The organism is Soonwooa purpurea (genome assembly GCF_053891095.1).
Genome location: NZ_JBSSMA010000004.1, coordinates 37320 through 50775, shown reverse-complemented (window position 1 = coordinate 50775; position 13456 = coordinate 37320). Strand labels below are relative to the sequence as shown.

The 13456-nt window shown below is 35.5% G+C and carries 14 protein-coding genes and 1 tRNA gene; 5 read left to right on the top strand and 10 right to left on the bottom strand.

The genetic code is table 11. The annotated features are described in order from the left end of the window. The first annotated feature begins 7 nt into the window (after positions 1–7). Together ACVFVN_RS04870 and ACVFVN_RS04865 are read left to right on the top strand one after the other, a co-directional pair. Positions 8–1621, top strand: a complete 1614-nt coding sequence (locus tag ACVFVN_RS04870) for a M1 family metallopeptidase (RefSeq protein ID WP_456234422.1) — start codon at positions 8–10, stop codon at positions 1619–1621. A 250-nt stretch (positions 1622–1871) separates the two neighbouring features. Next, on the top strand, positions 1872–2330 hold the full coding sequence (locus ACVFVN_RS04865; protein ID WP_165130811.1) for a phosphohydrolase: 459 nt from the start codon (positions 1872–1874) through the stop codon (positions 2328–2330). Here ACVFVN_RS04865 and ACVFVN_RS04860 read toward each other — a convergent pair. The 3 genes from ACVFVN_RS04860 to pdhA all read right to left on the bottom strand — a co-directional run bounded on the left by ACVFVN_RS04860 (position 2327) and on the right by pdhA (position 5846). After that, positions 2327–3043 (bottom strand): DUF2490 domain-containing protein, encoded by a 717-nt coding sequence (locus ACVFVN_RS04860; protein WP_456234421.1) that lies wholly within the window; start codon positions 3041–3043, stop codon positions 2327–2329. The genes ACVFVN_RS04865 and ACVFVN_RS04860 overlap by 4 nt on opposite strands. Before the next feature lie 87 nt (positions 3044–3130). Then, positions 3131–4750 carry a 2-oxo acid dehydrogenase subunit E2 gene (locus ACVFVN_RS04855; RefSeq protein ID WP_456234420.1) on the bottom strand — a complete coding sequence of 540 codons (1620 nt, stop codon included), beginning with the start codon at positions 4748–4750 and terminating at the stop codon, positions 3131–3133. Between the two features lie 94 nt (positions 4751–4844). Beyond that, entirely contained in the window at positions 4845–5846 is a 1002-nt protein-coding gene (gene pdhA / locus ACVFVN_RS04850) for a pyruvate dehydrogenase (acetyl-transferring) E1 component subunit alpha (RefSeq protein ID WP_456234419.1), read from the bottom strand. A gap of 161 nt (positions 5847–6007) precedes the next feature. On the opposite strand from pdhA, the gene ACVFVN_RS04845 reads away from it, so the two are divergent. Next, a complete protein-coding gene (locus ACVFVN_RS04845; protein ID WP_456234418.1) occupies positions 6008–6601 on the top strand; it encodes a phosphatase PAP2 family protein in 594 nt (197 codons plus the stop codon). A 12-nt stretch (positions 6602–6613) separates the two neighbouring features. Beyond that, positions 6614–7135, top strand: coding sequence for a BlaI/MecI/CopY family transcriptional regulator (locus ACVFVN_RS04840; RefSeq protein ID WP_456234417.1), 522 nt, complete (start codon positions 6614–6616; stop codon positions 7133–7135). Between the two features lie 90 nt (positions 7136–7225). Here ACVFVN_RS04840 and ACVFVN_RS04835 read toward each other — a convergent pair whose 3' ends face one another. From ACVFVN_RS04835 to ACVFVN_RS04810, 6 genes are all read right to left on the bottom strand, one after another. Next, positions 7226–8329 (bottom strand): glycosyltransferase family 4 protein, encoded by a 1104-nt coding sequence (locus ACVFVN_RS04835; RefSeq protein ID WP_456234416.1) that lies wholly within the window; start codon positions 8327–8329, stop codon positions 7226–7228. A 6-nt stretch (positions 8330–8335) separates the two neighbouring features. Beyond that, positions 8336–9109: a polysaccharide deacetylase family protein gene (locus tag ACVFVN_RS04830; RefSeq protein WP_456234415.1), complete on the bottom strand. Its 774-nt coding sequence runs from the start codon at positions 9107–9109 to the stop codon at positions 8336–8338. Between the two features lie 3 nt (positions 9110–9112). Continuing rightward, the gene (locus ACVFVN_RS04825) at positions 9113–10036 is read right to left on the bottom strand and encodes a glycosyltransferase family 2 protein (RefSeq protein ID WP_165130795.1); all 924 of its coding nucleotides are present in this window, start codon (positions 10034–10036) and stop codon (positions 9113–9115) included. Further along, positions 10033–11205: a glycosyltransferase family 87 protein gene (locus ACVFVN_RS04820; protein WP_456234414.1), complete on the bottom strand. Its 1173-nt coding sequence runs from the start codon at positions 11203–11205 to the stop codon at positions 10033–10035. Before ACVFVN_RS04820 ends, ACVFVN_RS04825 begins: the two co-directional genes overlap by 4 nt. Before the next feature lie 31 nt (positions 11206–11236). Continuing rightward, the gene (locus ACVFVN_RS04815) at positions 11237–12058 is read right to left on the bottom strand and encodes a 2,3,4,5-tetrahydropyridine-2,6-dicarboxylate N-succinyltransferase (protein ID WP_165130791.1); all 822 of its coding nucleotides are present in this window, start codon (positions 12056–12058) and stop codon (positions 11237–11239) included. A 201-nt stretch (positions 12059–12259) separates the two neighbouring features. Then, complete coding sequence (locus ACVFVN_RS04810) at positions 12260–12799, bottom strand: C40 family peptidase (protein WP_456234413.1); 540 nt, start codon at positions 12797–12799, stop codon at positions 12260–12262. A 95-nt stretch (positions 12800–12894) separates the two neighbouring features. On the opposite strand from ACVFVN_RS04810, the gene ACVFVN_RS04805 reads away from it, so the two are divergent. After that, positions 12895–12968, top strand: a tRNA-Ala gene (locus tag ACVFVN_RS04805). 200 nt (positions 12969–13168) lie between these two features. Here ACVFVN_RS04805 and ACVFVN_RS04800 read toward each other — a convergent pair. Beyond that, the gene (locus tag ACVFVN_RS04800) at positions 13169–13396 is read right to left on the bottom strand and encodes a DUF2007 domain-containing protein (RefSeq protein ID WP_456234412.1); all 228 of its coding nucleotides are present in this window, start codon (positions 13394–13396) and stop codon (positions 13169–13171) included. Positions 13397–13456: the final 60 nt, after the last annotated feature.

Here is a 13456-nt window from a genome sequence, read left to right as displayed (position 1 = left end):
TTAAACTATGAAGAAAACAGCTCTATTATTAAGTTTTGTATCGATTGGCATCTTTGGACAAAATTTTACCCAACAAGACACTTTAAAGGGTTCTAATACAGAATACCGTAATTTTTGGGACGTTAAAAAATACGACATTACTCTGGAAGCTGATTATCAAACAAAAAGCATAAAAGGGAGTAACAAAATCAGTTTTGAGATTACTAAAGATGTGGTTAACCCAACTTTCCAAATTGACCTTCAGCAACCGATGAAAACAGCAAAACTAAAAAGCAGTTTTGCCAAGAACACAACTTACAAGCATGAAGATGATTTTATTTTTATTCCCACAAAAAGGACATTTAAAAAAGGTGAAAAACTTAGCATTACCGTTGACTACGAGGGCAATCCTGTAATAGCCCAAAAAGCCCCTTGGGATGGCGGCTGGATTTTCACAACAGACAACAACGGAAATCCTTGGATGACCGCTGCAGACGAAGGGATTGGCGCGAGCATTTGGTTACCTTGCAAAGATATTTGGGAGGACGAACCAGATTATGGCATTAGTTTTAAAATTATAACATCAAAAGATTTGGTCGGCGTTGCCAACGGAAAACTTATAGAAACAAAAAAATTAGGTAAAAAAACATCGTATTTGTGGGAAGTTAAAAACCCGATTAATGCTTACTCTATTATTCCATCCATCGGAAAATATGTTAATTTTAATGAAACTTTTAATGGTGAAAAAGGAAAATTAGATCTTAGCTATTGGGTTTTGGACTACAATCTTGATAAAGCCAAGAAGCAATTTTCTCAGGTCAAACCTATGATGAAGTCTTTCGAATATTGGTTCGGTGCTTATCCATTTTATGAGGACTCTTACAAAATTGTTGAGTCGCCACATCTTGGTATGGAGCACCAAAGCAATGTCGCCTATGGAAACCGATTTGAAAACGGCTATCTGGGTCGCGATCTTTCTGGTTCTGGTGTTGGGCTAAAATGGGATTTTATCATCATTCATGAATCTGGACACGAATGGTTCGCCAATAATATTACAGCGAAAGACCAAGCCGATATGTGGATCCATGAGGCTTTTACAAGTTATTCGGAAACGCTGTATACCGAAAGCCTTTTTGGAAAAGAAGATGCCAATGCTTATGTGATAGGAACCAGAAAAGCCATACAAAATGACCGACCTATTATTGGAAAATTTGGCGTTCGACACGAAGGCAGTGGCGATATGTATTACAAAGGCGCAAATATGTTGCACACCATCCGACAAGTGATAAATGAGGATGAAAAATTCCGTCAAATACTACGAGGACTTAACAAAGATTTTTACCACCAAACGGTTACAGGAAAGCAAATTGAAAATTATTTCATTCAAAAATCGGGGATTAATTTACAGTCGATTTTTGATCAATATTTAACAACAACCTATATCCCAACTTTGGAATATAAACAAAATGGAACTAAACTAGAATACCGCTGGACACATACAATTAAAGGATTTACTATGCCGCTTTATCTTCCTTCAGGAGAAAGCATCATTCCTAAAGACACTTGGCAAACAACGGAATTAAAATCTTCTCAACCAGTAGAATTTAGCAAAAACTATTACATTTTATATAATAAATTATAAATCTTAAAAACAGAAACAACGTCACTCCTACAGATTGGCGTTTTTTTGGATAAATATTTTATAAAAACGATTATCTAATAAGTCAATTTTATAACTTTACTTTTATAAAACAGGATTATGAAAGTATTAATCATTACATTCGTTCTAAAATCTTTTGGTTAAAAAAATCTGAGTTTGATAAAAGTCTCGAAAATAAAAACTATTTCACAAAAAAATAACTAGCAAATAATCCATAAGTCACACTTATCTAATGGCAGATATTCAATTACTTTATAAAGCAATTAAAATTGCACAAAAAGCCCACAAAAGACAAACTGACAAATACGATGCGCCCTATCTAGGACACGTTTTCCGTGTTATGGAAGCGGGCAAAACCATTGACGAAAAAATAGTTGGCGCGTTGCATGATGTGGTAGAAGATCATCCCCAATTTTCGTTTGAATACCTTTTGGAACAAGGATTTCCGGCTTATATTGTCGAGGCTGTGGAATGCTTAACCAAACGCGATAATGGAGATCCCGAATTGCAAGAAAATTATGATGATTTTATCAAACGTATTGAAAAAAATCCGTTGGCAGTAAAAGTCAAAATCAATGATTTGAAAGACAATATGGATCTTCGCCGTTTCACAAGACCCATAGAAAGTAAAGACCTAAAACGGCTTAACAAATATCTAACGGCTTATCAATATCTTACGAGCACTTATTAATCAGCCATTGGAATGTGGATATCTCTTTCGTCATCCGAAGGGTCTATCGTAAAATTGAGGGCAAAATACAAGAAATGTAAAGTGGCATTGCCTTTGGAAGCAAATTCTCTTTGGAACATATAACCTGAAGTGGCATTCATATTATCATTGAATTGGTAGCCAATTCCTGCAAAAGTCCTACTTCTTTTGAAAAATTGATCCTGTGGTCCAACAAAAACTTCTTCAAAAGCATTTGCAAAAATAGTTCCTGGTTGGACTTTGGTATTATTAAGTGGCAAAGTCGCACTTAGTCTATAACGATAGCGCTGTGTATTCGTATTTTCGTCCGTAATAGCATTGTGAAAAAAACGTTGTTCTGCCCTCAGACGGTGATCGAATTTTAAACTTTTGATACGATTTGTCAATGTATATTGTAACCAAACGCGGTGTTCTTCTTGGCTTATTTTTTGCTTTTTATAAGTTCCGTAACGTCCTACACCTATAAATGCTTGATTGTTTTTATTAATACTATAGCCAACTCCTCCTTTGGTTTCGTAGTAATCGATATAAGTATAATCTTCAATTGAGCGTGTCTGAAGTTCTACATAAGCCATCCATTTTGGGGCAAATTTATACGTAAAAGAAAGCATATTAAATCCTGAAAGATTTTCTTTGTTTTGAGCCTGCGCGACAATTCCTAAGATTATTACAAATGGAAGGAGTAATTTTTTCATGTTGCAAATTTATTCTATTTTTTAGAATTCAAAAAAAATCCTTCCGAAAATCGAAAGGATTTATATCATAAGTATTTAGCTTCCAGATTAACCTAACAAAAGAGATAATGGATTTTCTAAATACAACCTTAATGTTTGTAAGAATTCTGCACCTGTTGCACCATCTACCACTCTATGGTCGCATGCCAAAGATAACTTCATAGTATTACCAACAACGATTTGACCATCTTTTACAATAGGCTTCTCGATGATAGCACCTACTGAAAGAATTGCTGAGTTTGGTTGGTTGATAATTGATGTAAAGGTTTCAATCCCGAACATTCCTAAGTTAGAAACTGAGAATGTAGAACCTTCCATTTCATTAGCTTTAAGACCTTTATTTTTAGCTCTAGAAGCCATATCTTTTACCGAAGCAGAAATCTGAGTATAGTTCATATAATCTGCATTTTTCAATACAGGAACAACTAATCCGTCAGGAATTGCTACCGCCACGCCAACATTGATATTAGCATGGTGAATGATTTTATCACCAGCCCATGAAGAATTAACCTGAGGATGTTTTCTTAAAGCCATGGCTGTTGCTTTAATCACCATATCATTAAAAGACACTTTCGTATCTGGAATGCTGTTGATTTCTTTACGCGCTTGGATGGCTTTATCCATGTTAATTTCTACCATTAGATAGTAATGCGGCGCTGTAAATTTGCTTTCAGCTAGGCGTTTTGCAATAACATTTCTAACTTGAGAGTTAACGGTTTCTGTATCTTCTCCTGCAACGAAATTAACCGCTGGAGCAGCAACTACTTTTGGAGCAGATGATGCAGAAGTTTGTGCCGCTGGCGCTTGATAATTTTCAATATCTTTCTTTACGATACGTCCACCTTCGCCCGAACCTTGTACAGACTGAATGTCAATACCTTTATCCTCGGCCATTTTTTTAGCTAGAGGTGAAATATGAACACGACTTCCGTTAGAAGATGTTGTAGCTGGAGAGGTTGAAGTTTGGGTTGGCGCCGTTGGCGCATCAGTATCTTTTGGAGCATTAGACATCGTTGCAGCCACAGGTTTGCTACCTCCTGCCACAATTGCAGATACATCTGTCCCAGCAGGACCAATGATTGCTAAAATTTTGTCTACTTCTGCAGCATCATTTTCTGCAACACCTTGGTATAATAAAGTTCCGTTAAACTCAGATTCAAAATCCTGAACCGCTTTATCGGTTTCGATTTCTGCTAAGATGTCGCCTTCTTTAACAGCATCGCCAACATTCTTATGCCATTTCGCAACTTTACCTTCTGTCATGGTATCAGAAAGTCTTGGCATTGTAATAATTTCAACACCTGCTGGCATTTCTGCAGTTGTCGCAACCTCGTTTGCAACAGGCTCAGCTCCTGATGTTTTTTCTTCTACTTTAGCATCATTATTTGCAGGCATTTGACCGCCACCGATAAGTGCAGAGATATCTTCTCCTTGATTACCAATAATTGCTAAAACATTGTCAACAGGTGCTTGCGCACCTTCTTCAACACCGATATATAATAAAGTTCCGTTTAATTCAGATTCAAAATCTTGTACAGCTTTATCTGTTTCAATTTCTGCTAAGATATCGCCTTCTTTAACTGCGTCTCCAACTTTTTTGTGCCATTTGGAAACTTTTCCTTCTGTCATAGTATCGGACAGACGCGGCATTGTGATTACTTCAGCCATAATTATATTGATTTGAGATTCGAGATTTGAGATTCGAGATTTGATCCGAAGATTCAAACGTCAAATTTCAAACATCAAATAAATAATTTAATGATTAATTTTCTAATTTATCTAAAAAAGGATAATCCTGACTTGCATAAACAAAGTCATAAACTTGTGAAGCTTCTGGATATGGAGAATTTTCCATAAACTCTATGCATTCTTCCACAAATGCTCTTGATTTTTCATCCATCGTTTCAAGTTCTGCTTCTGTTGCCCAATTATTTTCTAGAATTCTGTGTTTCACAATTTCGATAGGGTCATCTTTTTTATGCTCTGCAACTTCCTCTTTAGTTCTGTATGGCTCAGCATCCGACATCGAGTGTCCTCTATAACGGTAAGTTCTGGCTTCGATAAAGGTAGGACCATCGCCACGTCTAGCTCTTTCGATAGCTTCGTAAGCAGCTTCGGCAACTTTTTCAGGATCCATAGCATCTACAGGAAGACAAGGCATTTCGTAACCCAAACCTAGCTTGTATATATCTTCGTGATTAGCGGTTCTTTTAACGGAAGTTCCCATAGCGTATTGGTTATTTTCACAAACGAAAACTACTGGAAGTTTCCAGTTCATCGCCATGTTGAAAGTCTCATGCAAAGCACCTTGACGTACAGCACCATCTCCCATAAAACAGATGTTAACTGCTTTTCTGTCAAAATATTTGTCTGCAAAGGCAATACCTGCACCCAAAGGAATCTGTCCACCAACAATCCCATGTCCACCATAAAAACGATGCTCCTTGCTGAAGATGTGCATAGATCCACCCATACCTTTGGAAGTTCCCGTGGCTTTACCACAAAGTTCTGCCAAGATTCTTTTGGGATCAACCCCCATCGCCATTGGATGTATATGACATCTATATGCTGTAATCATGCTATCTTTTGACAAATCCATAGCATGTGTGAATCCTGCAGGAATTGCCTCCTGACCATTATATAAATGTAAAAAACCTCTGATTTTTTGTTTTAAATAAAGAGAACGGCATTTATCTTCAAACCTTCTCCACATCGTCATATCCTCGTACCACTTAAGGTAAACCTCTTTGGAAAATTCTTTCATATGATTTCGAAATATTCAGCAAAAATAAGAAAATATCTTTAGTTATTGGCACAGCCTTGTTTATAATTAATATAAGCTTAAAAATCAAGCGATTTATTAAGATTAAAATCACTCCTTTTAAAAATCTAAAACGTAAATTGCAACCTATTCTAATTGGATCAATGAAAGAGAAAACAGCAAAACATTCTTTACTCATCAGTATTTCGAAAATTATTTCTAATTTTTTCAATCCTATTGTTTCTTTAATTATTTATTATATCGTTTTTAATAATGCCGAAACGACTTATGATAAAGGCTTTTCTAATCTTTGGGCTTTGCTCTTAATCTTAGCTTTGCCTTGCATCGTTTGGATTATTTGGAATGTTAAAAAAGGGCGTTACACGAATATGGATGTTTCGAATCGCGAACAACGCAAAAGTCTATATGTCGTCATCGTCTTTCTGTGCTTTATCTATTTGGCTTTTGAATTTGTCGTACATCAACACCTGGATTATGAAATTTTGTTTTTGTGGATATTATTGATTTTGATGCAAATCAGTAATTTTTTTATCAAAAGTTCTATGCACACGTCGCTCAATATTTTTGTCGCCTTTTTGTTTTTAAATTTTGACATTCGTTGGGGAATTTTTTGGTTTATACTATCTATTATTATCGGTATTACAAGAATTATCTTAAAAAGACATACCTTAGCAGAAGTCATTTCTGGTGGCAGCTTGGCTTGCCTGGTTGGCGTCGCTTATTATTTGGTTAATTAAAACATGAAAAGCATGAAAATTCTTAGTTTGACAAGTTCGGAAGAACAATTGATGTTGGTCATTTGGGGACTGGATTCTGCGTATATGAAAGACATTATGACCGCTTATCCAGAACCAAAACCCCATCAAAACACGGTTTCTACTTTTTTAAAAATATTGGTTGAGAAAAACTATTTGAGCATTGAGAAGAAGGGCCGTATTTTTAAATATATCCCAAAAATTAAATTTGAGGATTACCGCAAGTTTCAACTAGAAAATCTACTCGACCTTTTTTATAATAATGACGAGCGGCTCCTGTTAAAGGATTTAAACATTTCTGTTGCTACAACTTTCAAAATTGAAGAAGCGCCTAAAGAAGAAAAAAGTCTTGCTGAAGTTATCGAAGATAGTTTAGACGAAAACGCAAAAACTAAAGATAATATGTCTTCTGAAGTCGAAAAACATACTATCGAAAAAAACAGCAAAAAGAAAGAAAAAAAGGAAAAGAAAGACAAAGACAAGAAGAAAAAGAAACATAAAAAAAGCGACTCTTAGGAATCGCTTTTTTAGTTTATCTATAAAAAAGCTGTCTCTAAAGTGTCATTTCGAATGAACATTCAGCTGGTCGAAATGAGCATGAGAAATCTAATTTATGAATTGATTATAAACCCTCATCACATCATTGGCAATTTTTTCATCACTAAAATTAGCAACTGCAAAATCATAAGACCTCTCGGCGCGACGCTGTCTTTCGGCTTCGTTGTTCCAAAGGAAATTAACTTTGGCTTTGATATCATCACTATTCAACGGATCGACATAGACTGCATCTTTACCGCCAGCCTCGGGAAGGCAACTCGTATTGCTGGTGATAACCGCCGTTTTGGAAAAATGAGCTTCTATAACAGGAATACCGAAACCTTCGAACAAACTGGGATACACAAAAATGTCCGCCAATTGATAAATACAAGCCAACTCCACCATCGATACGCCTTCCAAAAACTGAACCTGCGCTGTCATGTTTTCTTTTTTAATAAAGCTTAAAATTTGGTCTGCATAGTTGGTTTTTCGGCCAACCACAACCAACGGAATATCAGTTCCCTTCAAGGCTTTAACGACAGAGAAAAGATTTTTTCGCTCTTCAACCGTACCAACATTCAGTACAAAACGCTCTGGCAGATTGTATTTAGTTTTAACGGCATTAAGTTCTTCTAAGGTTTTTTCGGTTTTAAAAGCTTCGTGACAACCTTGGTAGATAACTTCTATTTTAGCTTCCGGAACTTTTAAAAATTTAACAATATCGCGTTTGGTTTGCTCGGAAATAGCAATGATTTTGTCTGCAGAATGTGCTGCTTTTTTAAATTTCCAAAAATGAATTTTACGATCAAAAAAGGAATAAAATTGGGGATAATGCACAAATATCAAATCATGGATGGTCACAATTTTCTTAATGGGTTTTTTGTTCCATTTTAAAGGTAATTCGCCCGATAATCCATGGAAAATATCTGCATCGAGATTCTGAGCATCAATTCCCATTTTAAACTGTCGAGACATATTTCCTTTAGAAATAGGCTGAAAATCTACGGCTGAAAGTTCTAGAATCTCTTTTCCACGCTCACTTTGGCGTTTTGCCAAAAGACTGTATTGGTTATCGGGAAAATATTGCGCTAACATCCGCACCAAGTCGCGCGAATAATTACCCAATCCCGAAGTGTTATTAAAAAAACGTTTGGCGTCGTATGCGATTTTCAAATTTCTCTAATTTATGATGTCTACAAACTCTTTGATGGTACAAAATTTTTGCTTGTTTTTAACCAACCATTCTAGGAACGTATCAAACCTGGCAATCATATCTTGTCCTGTATTCTTGGTTGTAAAGTTAGGCAATTTAAACTCAGAATTTTTAATATCTGCAAACTCCCAAGGATGAAAATAAATATTGAGATAACCTTTATCCTTCCAACTTCGCTTCGCTAAATAACGGTACAGAAAAGTCGGAAAATTATGAAAGCTCAACCAAAACAAAGGGATCCGAAAAATTGGAGAAACCGAGGCTGGTATTTGGATAACCTCTTTAAGTTTAAAATAGGATTTGCTTACACCTAGATTATTGTAACGTCCTGGCAAAAAAGTCGGGTTGATGGACGAGTTGTACACGTATCCTGCGGTTTTAACTTCGGTTTCATCTACGGGGCTCATCCGCGGCATACGAAGGCCGATAACTTCTGTGTCGAAAAGTTCTGATAATCGTTCTCGCGAGCTTTTAAGATGTTCATTTTTAAAATCGGAGTGAAACCATGTATGACTTGCCAACTCGTGACCTTCTTCTAGAAGTCTATGGATAATATCTTGATTGCTCTCTGCAAAAATAACGGTTGAAAAAAATGTTGCTTTGGCATTGTATTTTTTTAATACATCTAAAATCGCAATGGTTCCGGTTCTGGAAATTTGTAGTTGCTGCTCAAGTGAAATTTGGCCGTCATATTCCAAAGGCATATCAAATTCTTCAATATCGAAACTCAGTAAAATCATGGTTTAAAAGTTTTTTGACCTAATGATATAGGTTGGTCTTTGTTTTAGTTGTCGGAACATTTTGCCCATATAGATACCTATAATTCCTAAAATGATAAGTTGTACACCTCCAAAAAACACAATAGTCATAATAAGTGATGCCCAACCCGAAATTTCAGTTTTTGTGATGAAAGCATAGATTACGTAAGGAATATACAACATCCCAATTCCAGAAAACAAAAAGCCAAGATAAGCCGCCATATACAAAGGTTTTACACTGAAAGAGGTAATACCTGTAAACGCGAATTTCAACATTTTGTTAAAATTATATTTGCTATTTCCAGAAAAGCGTTGGTCTGCTACAAAGTGTATGGCGTATTGTTTATACCCAACCCATTTTGCCAGTCCTCGTAAGAAAAGGTCCGACTCGCCAATCGTCTTGACACTGTCCACCACTTTTCGATCCATTAGCCTAAAATCCGAACTTCCTTTATCAATTTGTACATCGGATATTGCACTCAGAAGTTTATAAAAAAAATTGGACGTTTTCTTTTTAAAATACGAAATCTGCTTAGGATATTTCCGAATGGTATAGACCATGTCATAACCTTCTTCCCATTTTTTTATCATATCTACAATTAAAACAGGCGGATGTTGTAGGTCTGCATCCATGGAAATTACAATTTGTCCGTGTGCCTCATCAACACCAGCTTTTACAGCAAATTGATGTCCAAAATTGCGAGAAAATTCAATGTATTTTATTTGTGGATACTTTATAGAAAGTTCTTCTAAAATATGTTGTGTATTATCGCGACTTCCGTCATTAACAAAGATTATTTCGTAATTGTAATTTTTTAAGTCTTTAAAAACCAAATCAATTTCATGGAAAATTTTATTTAGATTTCCTTCTTCATTATAGGCAGGGATAACAATGCTGACTTGTTTCATGCAATAACTTTATAATCGGTTTCGAAATTTCTTGTCATAAGTTCATAAATAATTCTCAGCCACACAATACTACATGGTAAAGATTTTAGCGAATATTTGATGATATAATTTTCTTTAACAAATTTTGGAAATAAATCCGAACTGGAGAAACAAGTCAGAACGATAACAAATACTAACAAAGCAATATCCAAAGTTTTTTTGTTTTTTTGAATTAAAAACCAAATCATAACTCCGGCAACAGCAATAATGTATGTTGGCGACTCCGAGCCTGAACTGAACAACACTGTAAACAATAAAGTTGAAGACAATATTAAAAGCTTAAATGCCAAATGTTTGTACTGACTGATTCTGATATAAGGCAAACCAAACAATGGCAAACCAAACATCAAAAATGATAAATTAGAAATACTGGCATCTTGCAAAACACGACGTACAAAACCCATCAAGGATATATCTTGATAATTTCCAAGAACTTGGTTTTTATTGTTTTTAAGAACCAACTCTGTGTACCAATCGACATAAGATTGTATGCCAAAATGTGTCGATGAATACAGCATTGGAATTATAAAGAATAAAACACAAAATACGGCTAAAGCAAGAATGAATTTGATTTTATTTTTAATAAAGAAAAAGGCGGAAAGACCGACAATTCCGTATATTTTGACAAAGATTCCTATGGCAATTGCCAAAGCAGATTTTATTTCTTTTTGCTTGTATATATAAGTTGCGGAAAGTATTAAAAGCCCTGTCAATGCGATATTAAACTGCAAACTCACCGCTGCGGTAATAAATTCTTGCAAGCATAACCACGCAAAAAAAGCTTTATTCTTAGAACTGAAAGGCAGATTTTTTATCGCGAAAAGAAAGACCAAAGTATTAGCAACATTCCACAATATAATCCCTAACCAATCTGGCATTATCGCAAAAGGAGCAATCAAAGCACTAAATAAAATCCCGTAATGGTTGCAATCAAAATACAAATCGGGATAATATGCATAAAGGTTGCGTTGCTGGAACGTATTGAAAAATACATTTTTAAAGATTAAATAATTATTATAAGCGCCGGGTCCTCTGTTGTACTTTGACAAGGCCGACACGGCACTTATAACAATATAGATAATCCCTATATATCGTGGATTCGATATAAAATTCAGGAATTTGGTTTTCAAAGTTTAGTTATTAGTTTTTTATAAATAAATGCTATACCGCGACATTATTTTCTCTTAAAGCATCATTAAGAGAGGTTTTCTTGTCGGTAGATTCTTTTCTTTTTCCAATAATCAATGCACAAGGAACTTGGTATTCTCCTGCTGGGAATTTTTTAGTATAACTTCCAGGTATCACCACAGAACGCTCCGGAACATAACCTTTCATTTCCACTGGCTCATCACCTGTAATATCAATAATTTTTGTAGACATCGTTAAACAAACATTAGCTCCTAAAACAGCTTCTTTACCCACTCTTACACCTTCTACAACAATACAACGTGAACCAATAAATGCATCATCCTCAATAATTACTGGGGCAGCTTGTAATGGTTCTAAAACTCCACCAATACCAACACCACCAGAAAGGTGAACATTTTTACCAATTTGAGCACAGCTTCCTACCGTTGCCCAAGTATCCACCATGGTTCCAGAATCTACATAAGCTCCAATATTAACGTAAGAAGGCATCATAATAACACCACTTGCTACAAAACTTCCGTGTCTTGCAATAGCATGAGGAACAACGCGCACGCCTTTTTCTGCGTAGTTTTTCTTCAAAGGAATTTTATCATGAAACTCGAAGGGTCCCACCTCAATAGTTTCCATTGTTTGAATAGGGAAATACAAAACCACTGCTTTTTTCACCCATTCGTTCACTTGCCAACCGTTTTCTGTAGGTTCAGCAACACGAAGTTCTCCCAAATCTAATTTTTCAACAACATTTCTAATAGCATCTGTGTACTGAGTTTCTTTCAAAAGCTCTCTGTTTTCCCATACTTTTTCAATGGTTTCTCTTAATTCCTGTAAAGACATATTTAATAATTTACTTTTATTTATAATTTTGGGCGTGCCCCTTTGTTTTTGCCAAGCACTAAAGCCTTCCGAAAAACAAGAGGGTCGGTCTACGCACAGTCGCTGTTATATTGCGGACTTCGCTACCGCTCAGCCCGCAATATAACGAGCTCCGACAATGTGCTTCGCCCTCACGCAAAACGCATCGCAAAAATAACAAAATTAAAGAATGCTGCGCGCAAAAAGAAAAGCTTTATTCCAATAAGACTCATTGAGAGATGAAATAATAACGCCTTTGCTTGTCGAAGCGTGGATAAATTTAATTTCGCCATTTTTTTCAATATTGTTAACAATCCCGACATGAGAAATGTTGCGTCCTCCAGCAGTTGCAAAAAACAACAAGTCACCTGGCATCACTTCTTCCACACGAATAGAAGAGCCAACATCCGCCTGATCCGAAGAACGTCTTGGAAGCTTGTAACTGTTTTCATCAAAAACCTTTGTCACAAGACCAGAACAGTCCAAACCCGTTTTTGTATTACCTCCATATTTGTAAGGAACACCTAGATATTGCTGTGCATCTTTCACAACAGAGTTGCGATCTTTAGAAACTTTATAACCAGAGTTGTTTGATGCGTATTTTTTAATATTGCTCGTCGACTTATAGGATTTAGACTTTGAGTGACTACGACTCACCGTTTTGGAGGTTGAACATGAATACAAAGTCACCGAAGCAATAAGAATATAGACTAGCCTTTTCATTAAAAATCATTTAAACCTCCCAAATATAACGAAAATGCTTTAAATTTCTTTGCGAATGTCAAGTTTTTGTGTTAACATTGCAAACTATAAACTCTGGGGGATTGGCGCAGTTGGCTAGCGCGTTTGACTGGCAGTCAAAAGGTCACGGGTTCGAATCCCGTATTCTCCACTATTACAAACTGCCTACACATGCGGTTTTAGACAGATTTCTACAGGCTGTTTTCTACTATTTTTCACTAAACAGTATTAAAGGCTAAAGATCTACTCCAAATAATTTATAATTTTATATTTCAAAAAAGCATAAAAAAATCGAGACCCAAAATTAATTGAATCTCGATTTCTGTAAAACGTAAAATTTAAAATATGAAATTATTTTTGGTCCTCTTGTAAATAAGCATCAATAATCTCAAATGCTTTTTGTTCTTCTTTTAAATCCACTTTCAAAACCATATTGGTTGCAGTTGGCGTTGTCATAAAAGACAAATAGCTATTATCAACCTCACTTTGTATCCCCGCAGATTCTAATTTAGATTTTATCAATTGTATCTCCTGCTGGTTATTACTTTCAAAAACTGAAACTTTTGTTGTAACACTCATAAAATGAATTTTTAATTCAATTCCCTCTATCTTTCTGCTTTTAAAATTACAAATTTTCTA